Genomic DNA, 17293 nt, shown 5'->3' with positions numbered 1-17293 from the left:
GCGGGGTGCTGCGCTGTCCGGGACGAGGGGCCCTCGCGAGGTGGGGAACAGGCGGGCGACGACGGTGGGGGCGAGGACACGCGTCAGGCTCTGCCCGCCTCCGCGGGCGCGGTGGTGGGTGTCAGAGCCCGGTGCCATGATCGTGAGATGGACATCACACGGCGCATCACCGTCTTCGACACCGACGACCTCGAGAGCGAGAGCACCTTCTGGGCGGCTCTGCTCGGTGGCACTGTCGAGAAGGAGGACGACTGGCACAGCCTGGTCGTCGACGGCTCCTCGCAGATGGGGTTCCAGCTCGCCCCGGACCACCGTCGCCCCGAGTGGCCAGGTGGCACACCGCAGCAGATCCACCTCGACCTCTACGTCCCGGACATCGCAGCAGCGCACACCGAGGCCCTCGCGCTCGGTGCCACGCTGCTCAAGGCCGCCGACAACACCTCGGCCGCCGAGGGCTTCCAGGTGTACGCGGACCCGGCCGGGCACCCGTTCTGCCTCTGCTGGGGCTGAACCTCGCACGGCCAGTGTCCGGACGCGGCCAGCGTCCGGGAGGGTGTGACTGGACGCAGCCGCCTCGGGCGACGTCCGTCGCACAGCCCTCGTTCCTCGCTCCGTCACGCAGAAGAGGCGGCCACCCTGTCGGGTGGCCGCCTCTTCTGCGTGCTGCACGGTCTGCTCGCGCAGACCTGGGGTGTGGTGGAGGTGCGGGGAATCGAACCCCGGTCCGGTGACGCAAATCCAGGACTTCTCCGGGCGCAGTCTGCTGTGGATTTTCTCGGCCTCAGCACTCGCGCAGACACGTAGCTGACAGGCCCAGTCGTCTTAGAGTCCCTGCAACGTCAACGACGAACGTTACAAGCAGTGGCTCCCTAGATGACGCAAGGAACCGGAGCGGAAGCTACCCCGGGCTTACGGACTTCAGGACTCGCTCAGGCGGCGAGTGCGAAGTCGGTGCGCTTGGAATCGGCACCTATTGTTTTGCAGACATCGTTTACGAGATAAGTCTGCATCCTCGGCCCGCTTCTCCTCGAAACACGACCACCGTCGAAACCGATCACCCCCGTGTGCAGTTTTCAAGCACCGTGCCCGGTCGAGTACCCCGCGCAGCGATGACTCCAGTCTACGCGACCAGGAGGCCCGGGCGCACGGGATTATCGTGCGCCTGGGGCGAACACCGGCGCGATGCGGACACTGGGGCGACCCGGACACCGCTCGGTAGACCGCGCCCCGCCCACTGGCGCTCCGCGGGCCCCGCGACAGGCCCCGGGGCTCTTCACCGCCCAGGGTGGGAGCGGTGTCCACGGCTGACGAGTCGCCGACAGCGACCGAGACCTCTCAGCGCAGCTCGCGCTGACGGATCGCGCGGTGCGCCTCGCGGTTGTCCTGCTGCTCGCGCAGCGTCTGACGCTTGTCGAACTCCTTCTTGCCTCGCGCGAGCGCGATCTCGACCTTGGCCCGCCCGTCGAGGAAGTACATCTGGAGCGGGACGATCGTGAAGCCCTTCTCCCGCGTGCCTTGCGCGAGGCGTTCGATCTCCGAGCGGTGCAGCAGCAGCTTGCGCTTGCGACGAGGCGCGTGGTTCGTCCACGTCCCGTGGGCGTACTCCGAGATGTGCGCTCCCTCGAGCCACGCCTCGTTGCCCTCGATGTTCACGTAGCCGTCGACGAGCGACGCACGGCCTGCACGCAGCGCCTTGACCTCGGTGCCGGACAGGACCATGCCGGCCTCGAAGACGTCTTCGATGGCGAAGTCGTGGCGCGCCTTCTTGTTGCTCGCGATGAGCGAGCGGACAGGTCCCGAGGAGGCTGGGGCCTTCTTGCCCTGCTTCGATCCGTCGGGGATCTGGTACATCTTCGCCTTGGCCATGACACCTCCTGCTCGTCCGACCCGTGGTCGACGGGCCTCACCAGGGTAGATCACCCGGGCAGGGGGGACGAGCTGTTTTGCTCTCAGCCCAGCATCGTCATGGGGTCGACGGTCCCGCCGTTGACGTACACCTCGAAGTGCAGGTGGCAGGCGGTCCCCAGACCCGTGTTGCCCGAGTACCCGACGAGGTCTCCGGTCGAGACGCTCTGGCCGCCCGAGACGGCAAAGCTCGTCAGGTGGTTGTAGCTCGTCATGAGGCTGGCGCCGTTCCGGCTGCCGTTGTCGAGGAGAACCTGGTTGCCGAAGCCGTTCTTCCAGGTGGCCCACTGGACCGTGCCGCTCGCCGCCGCGTAGATCGGCGTACCGCAGTAGGCGCGGAAGTCGGTGCCTGCGTGGAGCCTGTAGTAGCCGAGCACGGGGTGCAGGCGCCAGCCGTAGCTCGACGTGATGTGCGGGACAGCGGTCGGGTACGAGAGCGAGCCACCTGACGGCGGCGCCGGGGCCGGCGCAGGAGCCGGCGCGGGTGCGGGTGCGGCGCCTCCGGTCGAGGGCGCGGGGCGCGCGGCCTCGGCGGCCTTGCGCTGCGCCTCCTGCTCGGCGGCGATGCGGGCACGCTCGGCCTCCTGGAGGCCGATGATGTCCTGGATCTCCGACGTGAGGTCGTCGCTCTGCGTGGTGAGCTCGGCCTGCCGGGCCTCTTCGGTCTTCTTGCGTTCTTCGATGGTCGTCTTCTTGGACGCCTGCTCGGTGATGAGCCGCTCGACCTCGGTCTTCGCGTCAGCAGCGCTGGTCTTCGCCGCGTCGGCCTCGACGAGCTTGGCGTCGGCGTCGGTCTTGAGGGTGCTGATCGCGTCCTTGACGGCGTCGAGACGCACCTGGGTGTTGCTCGTGACAGCCTGCGTCTGGCGGAGGTCCTCGAGCGAGGAGTTCTGCGTCCGCAGCGCCGTGGTCGACATGTTGTACTGCGTGACGAACTCGTCGGTCGTCTTGGCACCCACCACGAACTCGAGGCTCGAGATCCCCAGGTCGCCGCGAGCGGCCTGCCGGGCCATCTCTGCGACGGCGTTGTGCGCGTCGGTCGACGCGGTCTCGTTCTCGGCGATGGTGTCGACGAGCGTGGTCTCTTCGGCCTCGGCGTCGGTGAGCCGCTGCGCGAGGCTGTCGGCCTCGCGCTGCGCGGTCTCGTACGCAGCGTTCGCCTTGTCGAGGGTCGCCTGCGCGACCGGGAGCTCGGCCTCGATCGTCTGCAGGTCGATGTACGCCTGGGCGAGGGCCTCGTCGGTCTCGGCGAGGTCGTCGCTCACGGCGGTGAGCGCCGAGCTCGCAGCGTCCTTCTTCGCCTGTGCGTCCGCGAGGCGGTCGTCCAGGTCGTCGGCGGAGGCGGGCATCACGCTCAGGCCGACCAGCAGGGCGACCGAGAGCAGTGCGGCGGAGAGAGACCTCAGGCGAGTCATGTGTCAGACCTTCGTGTAGCGGCTCAGGGTGACGATCGACGAGATGGCAGCCAGCAGGAACGCGACACCGATGAGCAGCGGCGCGATCACCCACACGTCGCTGGTCGTGACGTACGGGATCCACTGCATGGACTGGCCGAGCCAGTCCTCGACCAGATACTTGACGCCGAGCCAGAGCCCGCCGACGGCCATGAGGGCACCGACCGTCGCGGCGATCGCCCCCTCGAGCATGAAGGGCAGCTGGATGAAGAAGTTGGACGCCCCGACCAGGCGCATGATGCCCGTCTCGCGCTTGCGGCTGAGCGCGGAGAGCCGGATGGTCGTCGTGATGAGCAGGACCGCGGCGAGCAGCATGACACCAGCCAGTCCCGCGGAGAGCAGCGTCGCCCGGTTGAGCACGAGGAACAGCGGCTCGAAGATGCTCCGCTGGTCGCTAACGGTCTCGACACCGGGTCTGCCGGTGAGGACGTCGTTGATCACCTGGTACTGCTCGGGGTCGACGAGCTTGATGCGGAACGACGCGTTCATGTCGTCCTCGCTCACGGTGTTGAACCACCAGCGGTCGTCGAACTGCTCCGAGAACGTCACCCAGGCCTCGGCCTTGCTCTCGAAGGTCACGCTGTCGATCTCAGCAGCGACGTCGGGCTGGTCGAGGACCGCGCGGACCGAGTCGATCTGCTCGTTGGTGGCCTCACCGCCCGCACAGGTCGGCTGGCTCGAGCCGGGCGGGCAGAGGAAGACGCTGATCTCGACCTTGTCGTACCACTCGCCCTTGAACTTGCCGATCTGCGACTGCAGCAGGACGGCGGCACCCACGAAGGTCAGGGACACGAAGGTCACGAGGACGACCGAGATGGTCATCGACAGGTTGCGCCGGAGACCGATCCCGATCTCGGAAAGAATGAACTGGAAACGCACCGATATCCCCTCAGCGGGCAGAGCCGTAGACGCCACGGGACTGGTCGCGGACCAGCTCACCCGTGGACAGTTCGATGACGCGCTTGCGCATCTGGTCGACGATCTCGTCGTCGTGCGTGGCCATGACCACGGTCGTGCCCGTGCGGTTGATCCTGTCGAGCAGGCGCATGATGCCCAGCGACGTGGTCGGGTCGAGGTTTCCTGTCGGCTCGTCGCAGAGCAGGATCGAGGGCCGGTTCACGAAGGCGCGGGCGATCGCCACGCGCTGCTGCTCACCACCGGAGAGCTCGTGCGGACGGCGCTTCTCCTTGCCCGCGAGCCCGACCATGTCGAGGGTCTCGGGGACCGTGGTCATGATGTGGTGCCGCGGCTTGCCGATCACCTGGAGCGCGAAGGCGACATTCTCGAAGACCGTCTTGTTGGGCAGCAGGCGGAAGTCCTGGAACACCGCACCGATCTGGCGGCGCAGCGTCGGGACCTTCCAGTTGGAGAGGGTCTGCATGTTGCGGCCGGCGACGAAGACCTCGCCCGAGGTCGCGCGCTCTTCGCGCAGCACGAGGCGCAGGAAGGTCGACTTCCCCGAGCCGGACGCACCGACGAGGAACACGAACTCTCCGCGCTCCACCTCGAGGGAGACGTCGTCGAGCGCAGGCCGCGCACCACGCGCGTACACCTTGCTGACGTTCTCAAAACGAATCACAACTGGGCCCAGGCTTCCGTTCGGTGGGGCGAGCACGGCTGCCCGCACGGCGGGCAGACCGGTTCGAGAGTATGCACCCCTGCACAGGACCTCACGCCCGACACGCCGCCCGGCGGCGAGCCTGGGAGCAGTCTGGACACGGCCCGACGGCCCGGGCCTCGGATCACGCTCGGCTGACGGGCGGCTGCCGATCAGCTCTCGGTCAGCTGTCGGACTTCGACCGGCGCCAGCGGATGCCGGCCTCGATGAAGTCGTCGATCTCGCCGTCGAAGACCGCCGAGGTGTTGCCGACCTCGTGCTCGGTCCGCAGGTCCTTGACCATCTGGTACGGCTGGAGGACGTAGGAGCGCATCTGGTCGCCCCAGCTGGCCTTGACGTCCCCGGCCATCTCCTTCTTCATGGCCTTCTCCTGCGCCTGGCGCTCGAGGAGCAGCCTGGACTGGAGCACGCGCATGGCAGCGGCACGGTTCTGGATCTGCGACTTCTCGTTCTGCATCGACACGACGATCCCTGTCGGGATGTGCGTGAGGCGCACAGCGGAGTCTGTCGTGTTGACCGACTGCCCGCCCGGGCCGGACGAGCGGAACACGTCGACGCGGATCTCGTTGTCCGGGATGTCGACGTGGTCGGTCGACTCGATGAGCGGGATGACCTCGACAGCGGCGAAGGAGGTCTGGCGGCGGCCCTGGTTGTCGAAGGGCGAGATGCGCACGAGGCGGTGCGTGCCGGCCTCGACGGAGAGGTTGCCGAAGGCGTACGGGGCCTTGACCTCGAAGGTCGCGGACTTGAGGCCGGCCTCCTCGGCGTAGGAGGTGTCGAGGACGGCGGTCGGGTAGCCGTGGCGCTCGGCCCAGCGCAGGTACATGCGCATGAGCATCTCGGCGAAGTCCGCGGCGTCGACGCCACCGGCTCCTGCGCGGATGCTCACGACGGCCTCGCGGGCGTCCCACTCCCCCGACAGCAGGGTGCGGACCTCGAGGTCGCCGAGGTCGCGGCGGATGCCGTCGAGGTCCTTCTGCGCCTCTTCGAGGGTCTCGACGTCGTCGGCACCCTCACCCTCGGTCGCCATCTCGACGAGCACCTCGAGGTCGTCGATGCGCGACTCCATGTTCACGATGCGGTCGAGCTCGGTCTGCGCCTGGGACAGGGCTGTCGTCACCTTCTGCGCTGCCTCGGTGTCGTCCCAGAGGTCAGGCGCCGAGGCCTGGTCCGAGAGCTCGGCGATGCGGATCTTCAGCGCCTCCGGGTCGGTCACGGCGCTGATGGTCGCGAGGGTGCCGCGCAGGGCGCTGATCTCTGATGCGAAGTCGGTGGTAGCCACGATCGTCAAGGTTACGCGACTCCGGCCGGAGCGGGGGGACGCACGGTTCCGGTCACCCCGCTGGCGGGCCGGGGGGCGCGCGGGGAGACGTCAGCGGAGACGGAGCCGGGTCCTCTCGATGCGTCCCTCCGTGGCGCAGTTCACCACGGGCGGACGCCCACCTGAGTCGTCGCGGCGTACCGGCACCCTAGGCTCGGACCAGGACGCACAGAGCCGGACCGAACCGCACGACGAGGAGACCCCGTGGGAACTCTGATCCACTTCCCCGTCCGTCCTGCCACGGAGCAGGGGCGGACGACGCCGGGCGCGGCGGGCGCACGTCCGACCCCGGTCCGCGATGCCGAACACACCTCGCTCGCGGCTCCCCGTGCCTACGGCCCCTCGCTCCTGTGGCGCGAGGCCGTCGGTCACGAGCTGCGCGGCGAGCGCACGACCCAGGCACGCACGCTCGCCGACGTCGCCCGTCGTGCTGGGGTCTCGACCCAGTACCTCTCCGAGATCGAGCGCGGCCGCAAGGAGCCGTCCTCTGAGGTGCTCGAGGCTGTCGGGTCCGCGCTGTCCCTCACGCTGCTCGACCTGACCTCGCGGGTCTCAGGTGCGCTCGCGCGGGGCGCGGGCGACGGTGCCCGACTCCTGGCCGCCTGACCGCCCGTCCGAGGTCGAGCCGGCCGCCTGGTGGTCAGCCGCGCTCCCCGACGACGTCGGCGGGCTCTCACCTCAGAGCCAACCGCCGAACGCGCGTCACCGCACGCCCGCGCGGACCTTTCGGCTCGCTACGACCTCGTCGACGAGCCCGTAGGCGACAGCCTGACCGGCTGTGAAGATCCGGTCCCTCGACGTGTCGGCCCGCAGCACGGCGAGGTCTTGTCCCGTGTGCTCGGCGAGGATGTGGTCGACCTCGTCGCGGATCCGCTGGATCTCCTTGGCCTGGATCTCCAGGTCGGGCAGCGCTCCACGACCGCTGCTGACCGACGGCGGGTGCAGCAGGACGCGGGCGTGGGGCAGGATGCCGCGTCGCCCCGGTTCGCCCGCGGCGAGCAGCACCGCGGCCGACGACGCCGCCTGCCCGACGCACACCGTGCCGACAGGGGCGCGCAGGTACTGGATGGTGTCGTAGATCGCGAGCATGGCACTGACCGAGCCGCCTGGAGAGTTGATGTAGAGCTCGATGGGCAGGTCGGGCGCAGCAGACTCCAGGTGGATGAGCTGGGCGACGACCACGTTCGCGACGCCGTCGTCGATCTCGGTGCCCAGGAACACGATCCTGTCGGAGAGCAGGCGGCTGTAGACATCGGCCGCCCGCTCCCCCGTCGTCGTCTTCTCGATCACGCTCGGGATCGTGTACTGCCCGCTCATCGGGCACCTGCCAGGCCGGCGGGACGCTGGCCCTGGGCTGGGAGCACCTGCGCGAGGTCTGTCGCGACGGCGTCGACGAAGCCGTAGTCGAGCGCCTCCTGGGCGGTGAACCACCTGTCTCGGTCCGAGTCTCGCTCGACCCTGTCGTAGGGCTGCCCCGTGTGCTCGGCGATCAGCGTGAGCATGACCTTCTTGGTGTGCTCGAGGTTCTCGGCCTGGATCGCGATGTCCACGGCGGTGCCCTGGAGCCCGGCCGACCCCTGATGCATGAGGATGCGGGCGTGCGGCAGGGCGAAGCGCTTGCCACGGGTGCCTGCGGAGAGCAAGAACTGCCCCATGCTCGCGGCGGTGCCGAGCGCGACGGTGCTCACGTCGTTCGGGATCAGCCGCATGACGTCGTACATGGCGAGCCCGGCCGACACCGAGCCGCCGGGCGAGGCGATGAGCAGGACGATGTCTGCGTGGGGGTCTTCGGCGGAGAGCAGCAGGAGCTGGCTGCAGACACGGGCGGCGAGGTCGTCGTCGACCTCTTGGCCGATCACGACGACGCGGCGGAACATCAGGCCGCTGGTGAGCCTGTCCGCGAGCGCGCCGCCGCCGGACGGTGGGCTGTCGTGGGTGCTGGTGAGGTGCACGGGGTCCTCCTCGGTGGTGGGTGTGCACCCCACGGTGTCTCATCGGTCGCGGCTGCGGGGCCGGATCGTCTCGAGGCAGATCTGCTGTGAGCAGCAGCCGAGTGCTAGGCCTCGTCGCCGAGGTGCTCGAGGAGGGTCCGCAGCGTGCTGGCGAGCAGCTCGCGCTGCTCGGCGTCGAGCCCGGCGAGCAGCCGATCCTCTGTCGCGACATGGTCCGGCAGCGTCTCGTCGACGAGGGCGCGACCCGCCTCGGTGAGCTGGACGAGGACGCTGCGTCTGTCGGCGTCGGAGGGTGAGCGCTGCACCAGCCCGCGCTCTTCGAGCCTGTCGAGACGCTGCGTGATCGCTCCTGACGTGACCATCGCCGACCGCATGAGGGCGGCGGGGGTCAGCCCGCCCGCGGCTGCGTTGCGTCGCAGCGTCGCGAGGACGTCGAAGGAGGACGCGTCGAGGTCGTGGGCGGCGAAGGTCGTCCGCAGCTCGGCCTCGACGAGGCGCTGGACGCGGGCGAGGCGCCCGACGACCCCCATCGCGGAGACGTCGAGGTCGGGGCGCTCGACGGCCCACTGGGCGAGCAGGTGGTCGACGTGGTCAGGCACGCGCTCAACCTACCAGCGCCAGCCCAGATGCCTTAGCACTGTGATACTTTCTCTTAGTGCTAAGCAAACGACATCGCATGCTGCTCGCGACCTCCGTCGCCCCTGCCGTCTGGGCCACCACCTATCTCGTCACCTCCGAGCTGCTCCCCCCGGACCGGCCGTTCCTCGCCGGCGCGATCCGTGCCCTCCCGGCGGGTCTGCTGCTCGTCGCCGTCACCCGGCAGCTCCCCCACGGCGCGTGGTGGTGGAGGTCGCTCGTGCTCGGCTCGCTCAACATCGGCGGCTTCTTCGCGCTGCTCTTCGTCGCCGCGTACAGGCTCCCGGGCGGCGTCGCGTCGGCGGTCGGCGCGCTCCAGCCACTGATCGTCGCCCTGCTCGCGGTGGTCGTGCTGGGCCAGCGGCTCACCGCCCGGACCCTCGTCGCGGCAGTCCTCGGCGTGGTCGGCGTCAGCCTGCTCGTGCTGCGCGGCGAGACCGACCTCGACGCGGTCGGCGTCGTCGCCGCGGCGGGTGCGGCCGTGTCGATGTCTGTCGGTGTGATCCTCGCCAAGCGGTGGGTCTCCCCGGCGTCGTCGCTCGCCACGACGGGGTGGCAGCTCACCGCGGGCGGTCTCGTGCTCCTCCCGCTCGCCCTCGTCGTCGAGGGGCTGCCGTCGCACCTCACGAGCGAGAACGTCGCCGGCTACGCCTATCTCGCGCTCGTCGGATCCGTCCTCGGGTACGCCCTGTGGTTCCGCGGGCTGCGAGCGCTGCCACCGACCGACGTGACCTTCCTCGGCCTGCTCAACCCTGTGGTCGCGACGGTGCTCGGCTGGGCTGTGCTCGACCAGAGGCTCACCGCGCTCCAGCTGCTCGGGGGCGGGGTCGTGCTCGCCTCGCTCGTGCTCGCCCAGCTCCGGCCCCGCAAGGCTGCACCCGAGGGACCGGAGGCGTCGGGGCGGCCGGAGGGCCTCCGAGCGGCGCAGGGTGTCGCGCAGCCGCCAGAGGTCGCAGAGCCGCCGGAGGAGCCCGACCTCACCCGACGCAGAGACCGCGCCTCCCCCTCGTGAGGGGAGACGCGGTCGTGGCCTGCGACAGGCGGGGGACGTGCTGGTGAGAGCCGTGGTCAGAGCGGCTCTGCCGAGCGGAGCTCTCAGGCCACCGACTCGATGAGCGTCCGGGCCAGCAGCACCGAGGACGACGGGTTCTGCCCGGTGTACAGGCCGCGGTCCTGCTGCACGTTCGGCTCGAAGGGCGCCCCGCCGACGAAGTCAGCGCCGCGACCCCTGAGCTCGGTCTCGACGAGCCAGCGCGCCTTGTCGGCGAGCCCGCCGATCCGCTCCTCCTCGTCGGTGAAGGAGGTCATGCGGTACCCGGCGAAGGGCCACGACCCGTCCTGGCGGCGCGCGGCGAGCAGAGCGGCCGGTGCGTGGCAGAGCACCCCGAGCGGGATGCCCTCGTCGAGAGCCGTGGTGAGGAGGGCTCCGGAGGTCGTGTCGACAGCGAGGTCTTCCATCGGGGCGTGGCCGCCGGGGTAGAACACGACGTCGTGGTCGGTCGCGCTGACCGACTCGAGGTCGACGACCGACGCGAGCCGGTCGTCGATCGAGGCGAGGTAGGCCTCGAGCTCGGCGGAGCGTTCCTCGCCGCCGGTCGCCTGGGGCGCGAGGCTCCCGGCGTCGACGGTCGGCTTCACGGCGCCGGGCGTCGCGATCGTGATGTCCCAGCCCGCCTCGGTGAACAGGCGGTGCGGCTCGGCGAGCTCTTCGGCCCAGAAACCTGTCGGGTGGACCGTGCCGTCGGCGAGGGTCCATCCCTGCGCGGCACTGACGACGAACAAGACGCTGCTCATGACGTTCTCCTTCTCGGTGGTCGATCGGGTGATGCCTGTGCTGGCGCTCGGGGCGCTCAGCGTGCGGTCTTGACGACCATCTTGCCCACGTTCTCGCCGCGCATCATGCCGAGGAACGCGTCGACGGCGTGGTCCAGGCCCTCGACCACGGTCTCGTCGAAGACGACGTCGCCGGCGGTCACCCACGCGGTCATGTCGGCCATGAAGGCCGGGAAGTGCTGCGTGTAGTTGCCGACGGTGAAGCCCTGGAGCATCAGCCCGCGGGTGACGATGTTCGCCATGTTGCGCGGGCCTGTGGCCTCGCCCGTGGTGTTGTACTGCGAGATCGCACCGCAGAGCGCGGCGCGCCCGCCGTCCTTGAAGGCACCGAGGGCAGCCTCGAGGTGCTCGCCGCCGACATTGTCGAAGTACACGTCGATGCCGTCGGGGGCGGCGGCGGCGAGCTGACCTGCGACGTCGCCGTCCTTGTAGTTGAAGGCGGCGTCGAAGCCGTAGCGCTCGGTGAGGAGCGCGACCTTCTCAGCGGACCCGGCCGAGCCGACGACGCGGGCAGCACCCTTGAGGCGGGCGATCTGCCCGACCATGCTGCCCACGGCCCCAGCAGCGCCGGAGACGAAGACGGTGTCGCCCTCACGCAGGTGGGCGATCTCGAGGAGGCCGACGTAGGCGGTCAGGGCTGTCATGCCGAGCACGCTGAGGTACGCCGAGCTGGGGATGCCGTCGACCTCGGGGACGACGCGCACACCTGCCGCCGGGCCCTGGGCGACGTCGCGCCAGCCGAGCTGGTGCACCACGACAGACCCGACGGGGACGTCGTCCGACGTCGAGGCGACCACGCGGCCGACAGCGCCACCGGTCATGGTCTCGCCGAGGGCGAAGGGGGGCGTGTAGGACTTCACGTCGTTCATGCGACCACGCATGTACGGGTCGACCGACATGAACTCGTTCTCGATGCGGACCTCGCCCGCAGCGAGCTCGGGGAGCTCGACGGTGACGGTGCGGAAGTTCTCAGCCGTCGGCCAGCCCTCTGGGCGGGAGACGAGCTGGATCTGGGTGCTGGTGACGGGCTGCGTCATGATGAACGTCCTCTGCTATTGTGAACCGATCGTTCCACTATAGGGCAGGGTCCAGCTCGCCGCAGACGCGACGGCCGTCACACCACCAGCTCCGAGCATCACCCAGACCGTCGCCGCCCGCGACGCGGGGACAGGCAGCACCGAGCACGAGAAGAGAGACCGTCATGGGTCGCACGCAGAGCTTCGACACGACCACAGCCGTCCGCGCCGCCCGCGACGTGTTCTGGCAGCACGGCTACGACGGCGCCTCGCTCTCCGAGCTCGAGGCGAGCACAGGCCTCAACAGGTCGAGCCTCTACCACGCCTTCGGCAGCAAGCGCGGGCTCTTCGACGCAGCCGTCGAGGACTACCTCACGACGGTCATCCGCCCACGGCTCGCCCCGCTCGTGGCACCGAGCACCGGCACCGCGGCGCTGCTCGGCTATTTCACCTCGCTGCACGCCGCCGTGGCCGCGCTCCCCGACGACTCGCCGCGCCGCGGGTGCCTGCTCGTTAACAGCACCGCCGGTCTCGCCGCCCAGGACCCCGCCGCCCGCGACGTCGTCGACGGCTACCGCTCCGAGCTGACCGCCGCACTGCGGACGGCGCTCGCCGCCGGGCACCCAGGGCTGAGCGAGCCCGAGCTCGACAGCACAGCCCGGGTGCTGGCATCGCTGAGCATCGGCGCGATGGTCGTCGCACGCATCAACCAGCCCGAGGCTCTCGCGCTGCTCGAGACCGCCGGAGAGGTCGTCCGAGCCCTGTCCTGACGCACCCCACCGGAGTAGCGTCCCCCCATGAGCTATTCCTTCCAGGTCACCGTCGACTGCGCAGCTCCCCACCCCCTCGCGGACTGGTGGGCACAGACCCTCGGGTGGACCGTCGAGCCGAGCGACGAGGCCTTCATCCGCTCGATGATCGACCAGGGCCACGCGTCCCTCGACGACACGACCACGCACCACGGCGTGCTCGTCTGGGCCGAGGGAGCAGCCATCCGGCTCGTCAACGGGCCGCCCGGGACCCCGCGCGTGCTGTTCCAGCGGGTCCCCGAGGCGAAGACCGTGAAGAACCGCATGCACCTCGACGTCAGGATCGGCGACGACGACCTCGAGACCGTCCGCGCAGCCCTCGAGGCCCGCGGCGCGACCTACCTGCACACGGCGTCGCAGGGGCCGCACTCGTGGATCACCATGACCGACCCCGAGGGCAACGAGTTCTGCGTCAGCCGCTGAGCCCGGCAGGTCCGACGCCACGCTCGGGCGTCGGACCGCGCCGGCCAGTCAGACACTGCCCACCCGTCAGATCGTGTGCCAGCCGCCCTTGCGGTAGGCCGGGGTCGCGGTCGCGAGCACCACGAGGCTGATGACGATCACGCTGATGATCACCGTCGTCATGGCCAGCGAGTCACCGCCGAGCACCCCGACCATCGGGCTGACGACCCCGGCGATACCCGCCTGCATCGAGCCGATGAGCGCAGCAGCCGTCCCGGCCATGTGCCCGTAGCCACCGAGCGCGAGGACCGACGCGTTCGCCGGGATGAGCCCCTGCATGCCGAGCACCAGCCACAGCGCGACGAGGACCCCGACCACTCCCCCGACCCCGGTGAGTACGACCACCAGCAGGACGAGCGAGAGCAGCAGCTGGACGACGATCGCCACCCGCAAGATCCTGATCGGGGCCACCCGCCGCACGAGGCTGGCGTTGAGCTGCGCCGAGAGGACCAGCGCGACACCGTTGACCGCGAAGAGCAGCGAGAACTGCGTCGGGCTCAGCCCGTACTCCTGCTGGAACACGAAGGGCGAGCCGACGACGTAGCTCATGATCACGGCCATGCCGAGGCCCGGGAGCACCGCGAGGGCCAAGAAGCGCCTGTCCCGCAGGAGCGCCGCGTAGGACCGCAGCGCTCCCTGGGACCCTGCCACCCGGCGGCGCTCCTGCGGCAGCGTCTCCGGCATCCAGAACCAGACGATGACCACGAGCAGCGCACCGATGAGTGCGAGCGCCAGGAACACCGCTCGCCAGGTGAAGGTCCCGGCGATCGCCTGGCCGATGCTCGGGGCCAGCAGCGGCGCGACCCCGATGACCAGCATGAGCCTCGACAGCAGCCTCGCCGCCTCAGACCCCGTGAACCTGTCACGGATCACCGCGATGGCGACGACCGACGCCGCAGCGTTGAAGAACCCCTGGAGCACCCGCAGCGCGACCAGCGCGCCGATGTTCGGCGCGATCGCGCACAGCAACGAGGTGACCACGTGCAGGGTGATGCCGATGAGCAGCGGCAGCCGTCGCCCGAACCTGTCGGAGAACGGACCGATGACCAGCTGACCCACAGCGCCGCCGATGAGCATCCCGGACATCGTGAACTGCACGGCGGTGTCGGTCGTGCCGAGGTCCTGGACCACCGTCGGCAAGGACGGCAGGTACATGTCGGTCGTCACCGCGGGCAGCGCCGCGAGCGCACCGAGCATGAGGACGTACTTGGCGTTGGGGGTGTACTGGGGCTTGTCGTTCGCGCTGGACGGGTCTGTCACCCGTCGATCATAACGATTCGACCAGGCACGAGAGAGACCGGCGGGTGAACCGCAGGGGTCGGAGCATCCTCGCTACGCCATGACCCAGGCGCGGGCCGGGGGCGACGACGGGTCAGACCGAGACGATCACTCGTCGACGATGAGCTCGAAGGCCTCGGGGTCCTTCTGCGCGTCGATCCACTCCGTGACACGGCTCACCAAGACGTCTTCCTCGGAGGCGACGAAGGGAGCCCGGCCAGGGATCTCGGTGTGCGTCCACGTGGTCGAGCGACCGTCGACGGTCTTCTCCTGGAACACCAGCACGACCGTGCGTCCTGTCTCCTCGCCGACCTGGTCCGCGAGCGCCTGGGCGTCAGCGCGGGAGGTGTGCACGTCGGAGGGCGTCACGACGTCGGTCGCGGAGAGCTCGGAGCCAGTGGCCTCGACGGTCGCGTCAGGGTCGACGGTCACCGTCGAGGGAGAGGGTTCCTTCGCCTCGGCCGAGGGCTCGATGGGCTCGGGCGTCGCGGTGACGGTCTCGTCGACCTGGACCGTGGTCTCGGTGTCTGCGCTCCGTGCGAGGCTCGCCACGGCACCTCCGGAGGTGATCGACGCGAGGCCCACCACGAGGGCCGCCGACACGATGGCAGCGACCACCATCGATGCGTCCCTGGGGCTCTTCACCGCCGACCTCCTGTGCTCTGCGCGGTGCGGACTGCCCGTCCGGTCCACCGCTGCTCGACCGTCCTGAACGATCATGCCCTGTCAGACCTCCAGAGGCGAGCATCTGGGCGGGTGTCATGTGGTGAAGGGTTCGGGAGTCACCCGGTCGGCCCTGGGAGAGAGTGTGAAGGGGACGGCGGGCAGGTGGCCGACAGTGGTGGTTGGGCGCTGCGGCGAGCCGGAGACGAGACCTGACGAGGACGAGTCAAGCGCTCGAGGCACGCGGCGCTCCCACCTGGCAGCCAGGGGTGCGATCCTGGTGCGATGTGCGGACGCTACGCCTCGTTCCGGCAGGCCCAGGACCTCGCCGACGCCTTTGCCGTGCACGGGGTGATCCAGGGGGTCCTGCTCGGCGAGCCGATCACGACGCTGCCACCGTCGTGGAACGTGGCGCCGACCGATGCCGTCCGCATCGTGGTCGACCGCGCCCGGGAGTCGTCCGTCCCCGGCAGCCCCCGGAAGAGCGTCGAGCGGTCGCTCCGGCTGGCGCGGTGGGGACTGGTGCCGTCGTGGTCCAGCGACCCGAGGAGTGGCGCGAAGATGATCAACGCGCGGTCGGAGAGCGTCGCCGAGAAGCCTGCCTTCCGCGAGGCGCTCGTGTCACGGCGGTGCCTGGTCCCGGCAGACGGCTACTACGAGTGGCTGCCGACGGGTCCGACGGCACGAGGTGCAGGACGCGCCCCGAAGCAGCCCGTCTACATCCACCCGGCCGACGGCGCCGTGCTGGCCTTCGCAGGGCTCTACGAGTTCTGGCGCGACCCCACCCGCTCGCCCGACGACCCCGACAGGTGGTTGACGACGACGACCATCGTCACGGCCGCGGCGACGGGTGGTCTCGCAGAGATCCACGAGCGACGGCCTGTCGCCCTGCGTCCCGAGCACTGGGACGCCTGGCTGGACCCCGTGGCGGGCATGGGCGTCGCGCTCGACGTGCTGGGCACAGCGCCCCCGGCGATGGCTCACCATCGCGTGAGCACGGCGGTCAACCGGGTCGCCGCGCACGGCCCCGAGCTGCTCGCCCCTGTCGCCGCGGGCGCGAGCGACCCTGGCAGCGCAGGCGGTGCAGCCGGTGCAGCCGGTGCGAGCAGTGCAGGCGGCGGGACCCCGACCGATGCCTGGGACACAGTCCCCGACGCGCTGTTCTAGCGCTCGCCCGGCAGATCCGGCGCCCGCCCGACGCCTGTCCGCTCATGGTCAGTCGTCGGTGCGGGGTCCGCACGCGCCGTCGGCGGACCGCCCGCTCAAGATCCTGGTGAGTACGCCCGCTGGAGGCGCACGGGGGCGATCTGCCCGAGCCCCTGCACCTCGCGCGGCGGCTTCTCGGTCAGCGCGAAGTCGGCGTCCCCGGCGAGCAGCGCGGCTGTCGCGGGGTCGAGCAGCACGGTGCCCGGGTCTGCCTCGGCCGTGAGCCGGGCCGCCAGGTTGACCGACGGCCCGAAGACGTCGCCGAAGCGGGAGAGCACCCGGCCCCAGACGAGCGAGACCCGGACCGGCGGGACGTTCTCGAGCTCGCCGTCGCGGCCTGCGCGGGCGAGGCCGAGCGCTACCTGCGCACCTGTCCGCACGTCGTCGGCGATGAACAGGACCGCGTCACCGATCGTCTTCACCACGCGCCCCCCGGCAGCGGTGATGACGTCGCGGGCCCCGGCCTCGAAGTCCGAGACGAAGTCCGACAGCTCGGAGGAGCGCAGCCTGGCGGTCCTGGTGGTGAAGGAGACGATGTCGGCGAAGCCGACGGCGCGCGGGAGTGGCAGCTCCCCAGCCCCGGTCTCGTCGACAGCCCGCGCGTCGGAGAACTCGACCGACCAGCGGCCGGCCAGCGCGGCGACCTGGCGTCGCCAGGCGTGGACGAGCTGGGCCTCGAGGACCGGCGCGAGGCTCGGCAGCCTCTCGAGGACGAGCAGACGTGCTGACGTGTCGTCGAGCTCGTAGCGCGAGGCCATGTGCTCGACGAGGGCCTCGGCCTGCCACAGAGCGAGGCGCTCGGTCGTGTGGCCGACAGACCTCACGAGCGTCGTCAGCGAGCGTGTCGAGAGCTGCTCGGTCTCGGCGATCGCGGCGATGTCACGCAGCGCCTGGGCGTCGTCCTCGGTGAAGGAGGCCTGCTCGGGTCCGAGGATCGGCAGACCGAGGGCCTGCCAGTAGGTCTTGAGGAAGTCGTGGCTGAGATGGGTCTTCTCGGCGAGCTCGTCGATCGTGAGCGTCCGGGGACCGCCCAGGAGGGCGGTGTCGAGGGCTCGACCGTGGTCGGTCAGCACGCGGGACGGAGCGCCCGGCGCGGCTGGGGAAGGTGCGGGGGGTGTGGGCTGATCAGTTGACACCGGG

Annotated in this window: 19 protein-coding genes and 1 other RNA gene; 6 read left to right on the top strand and 14 right to left on the bottom strand. The window is 70.2% G+C overall.

What is annotated here, in order from left to right; all coding sequences use genetic code 11:
• Positions 1–147 precede the first annotated feature (147 nt).
• Positions 148–510 (top strand): VOC family protein, encoded by a 363-nt coding sequence (locus ASG53_RS05865; RefSeq protein WP_056129632.1) that lies wholly within the window; start codon positions 148–150, stop codon positions 508–510.
• Between the two features lie 184 nt (positions 511–694).
• Here the strand turns inward: ASG53_RS05865 and ssrA are convergent.
• The 6 genes from ssrA to prfB all read right to left on the bottom strand — a co-directional run bounded on the left by ssrA (position 695) and on the right by prfB (position 6259).
• Positions 695–1062, bottom strand: a transfer-messenger RNA (tmRNA) gene (gene ssrA, locus ASG53_RS19425).
• A 273-nt stretch (positions 1063–1335) separates the two neighbouring features.
• The gene (gene smpB / locus ASG53_RS05860; protein WP_218928841.1) at positions 1336–1866 is read right to left on the bottom strand and encodes an SsrA-binding protein SmpB; all 531 of its coding nucleotides are present in this window, start codon (positions 1864–1866) and stop codon (positions 1336–1338) included.
• 83 nt (positions 1867–1949) lie between these two features.
• Entirely contained in the window at positions 1950–3320 is a 1371-nt protein-coding gene (locus ASG53_RS05855; RefSeq protein WP_056129628.1) for a M23 family metallopeptidase, read from the bottom strand.
• Positions 3321–3323: 3 nt separating this feature from the next.
• The gene (ftsX, locus tag ASG53_RS05850; RefSeq protein WP_056129625.1) at positions 3324–4238 is read right to left on the bottom strand and encodes a permease-like cell division protein FtsX; all 915 of its coding nucleotides are present in this window, start codon (positions 4236–4238) and stop codon (positions 3324–3326) included.
• 10 nt (positions 4239–4248) lie between these two features.
• A complete protein-coding gene (gene ftsE / locus ASG53_RS05845; protein ID WP_056129621.1) occupies positions 4249–4938 on the bottom strand; it encodes a cell division ATP-binding protein FtsE in 690 nt (229 codons plus the stop codon).
• A 202-nt stretch (positions 4939–5140) separates the two neighbouring features.
• Entirely contained in the window at positions 5141–6259 is a 1119-nt protein-coding gene (gene prfB / locus ASG53_RS05840; protein WP_056129618.1) for a peptide chain release factor 2, read from the bottom strand.
• A 243-nt stretch (positions 6260–6502) separates the two neighbouring features.
• On the opposite strand from prfB, the gene ASG53_RS20575 reads away from it, so the two are divergent.
• Positions 6503–6904, top strand: a complete 402-nt coding sequence (locus tag ASG53_RS20575; protein ID WP_327286513.1) for a helix-turn-helix domain-containing protein — start codon at positions 6503–6505, stop codon at positions 6902–6904.
• A gap of 96 nt (positions 6905–7000) precedes the next feature.
• Here the strand turns inward: ASG53_RS20575 and ASG53_RS05830 are convergent, their stop codons facing one another.
• The 3 genes from ASG53_RS05830 to ASG53_RS05820 form a co-directional block, all read right to left on the bottom strand.
• Positions 7001–7615: a ClpP family protease gene (locus ASG53_RS05830; RefSeq protein WP_056129617.1), complete on the bottom strand. Its 615-nt coding sequence runs from the start codon at positions 7613–7615 to the stop codon at positions 7001–7003.
• The gene (locus ASG53_RS05825) at positions 7612–8250 is read right to left on the bottom strand and encodes a ClpP family protease (protein WP_056130781.1); all 639 of its coding nucleotides are present in this window, start codon (positions 8248–8250) and stop codon (positions 7612–7614) included. Before ASG53_RS05825 ends, ASG53_RS05830 begins: the two co-directional genes overlap by 4 nt.
• A 104-nt stretch (positions 8251–8354) precedes the next feature.
• Positions 8355–8849, bottom strand: a complete 495-nt coding sequence (locus ASG53_RS05820) for a MarR family winged helix-turn-helix transcriptional regulator (protein WP_056129614.1) — start codon at positions 8847–8849, stop codon at positions 8355–8357.
• A 77-nt stretch (positions 8850–8926) separates the two neighbouring features.
• Here ASG53_RS05820 and ASG53_RS05815 point away from each other — a divergent pair, with 77 nt between their 5' ends.
• Positions 8927–9898 (top strand): EamA family transporter, encoded by a 972-nt coding sequence (locus tag ASG53_RS05815; protein ID WP_082543817.1) that lies wholly within the window; start codon positions 8927–8929, stop codon positions 9896–9898.
• Between the two features lie 83 nt (positions 9899–9981).
• Here ASG53_RS05815 and ASG53_RS05810 read toward each other — a convergent pair whose 3' ends face one another.
• Positions 9982–10680, bottom strand: a complete 699-nt coding sequence (locus ASG53_RS05810; RefSeq protein ID WP_056129612.1) for a type 1 glutamine amidotransferase domain-containing protein — start codon at positions 10678–10680, stop codon at positions 9982–9984.
• Between the two features lie 56 nt (positions 10681–10736).
• Positions 10737–11756, bottom strand: a complete 1020-nt coding sequence (locus ASG53_RS05805; RefSeq protein ID WP_056129611.1) for an NADP-dependent oxidoreductase — start codon at positions 11754–11756, stop codon at positions 10737–10739.
• A gap of 164 nt (positions 11757–11920) precedes the next feature.
• On the opposite strand from ASG53_RS05805, the gene ASG53_RS05800 reads away from it, so the two are divergent.
• Together ASG53_RS05800 and ASG53_RS05795 are read left to right on the top strand one after the other, a co-directional pair.
• Positions 11921–12505 carry a TetR/AcrR family transcriptional regulator gene (locus ASG53_RS05800; protein WP_056129608.1) on the top strand — a complete coding sequence of 195 codons (585 nt, stop codon included), beginning with the start codon at positions 11921–11923 and terminating at the stop codon, positions 12503–12505.
• A gap of 27 nt (positions 12506–12532) precedes the next feature.
• Positions 12533–12967 carry a VOC family protein gene (locus ASG53_RS05795; RefSeq protein WP_056129605.1) on the top strand — a complete coding sequence of 145 codons (435 nt, stop codon included), beginning with the start codon at positions 12533–12535 and terminating at the stop codon, positions 12965–12967.
• Positions 12968–13033: 66 nt separating this feature from the next.
• On the opposite strand, the gene ASG53_RS05790 is transcribed toward ASG53_RS05795, so the two are convergent.
• Both ASG53_RS05790 and ASG53_RS05785 read right to left on the bottom strand, forming a co-directional pair.
• Entirely contained in the window at positions 13034–14266 is a 1233-nt protein-coding gene (locus tag ASG53_RS05790) for a multidrug effflux MFS transporter (protein ID WP_056129602.1), read from the bottom strand.
• A gap of 126 nt (positions 14267–14392) precedes the next feature.
• Positions 14393–14929, bottom strand: coding sequence for a hypothetical protein (locus ASG53_RS05785; RefSeq protein WP_156382674.1), 537 nt, complete (start codon positions 14927–14929; stop codon positions 14393–14395).
• A gap of 303 nt (positions 14930–15232) precedes the next feature.
• Between ASG53_RS05785 and ASG53_RS05780 the strand changes: the two genes are divergently transcribed.
• Entirely contained in the window at positions 15233–16114 is an 882-nt protein-coding gene (locus tag ASG53_RS05780) for an SOS response-associated peptidase (RefSeq protein WP_082543816.1), read from the top strand.
• A gap of 95 nt (positions 16115–16209) precedes the next feature.
• Here ASG53_RS05780 and ASG53_RS05775 read toward each other — a convergent pair whose 3' ends face one another.
• Positions 16210–17289 carry an adenylate/guanylate cyclase domain-containing protein gene (locus tag ASG53_RS05775; protein ID WP_056129597.1) on the bottom strand — a complete coding sequence of 360 codons (1080 nt, stop codon included), beginning with the start codon at positions 17287–17289 and terminating at the stop codon, positions 16210–16212.
• Positions 17290–17293: the final 4 nt, after the last annotated feature.

This window comes from Sanguibacter sp. Leaf3 (assembly GCF_001425965.1).
In the GTDB taxonomy this organism is placed as follows: Bacteria; Actinomycetota; Actinomycetes; order Actinomycetales; family Cellulomonadaceae; genus Sanguibacter; species Sanguibacter inulinus.
This window is presented reverse-complemented; position numbering and strand designations above follow the sequence as displayed.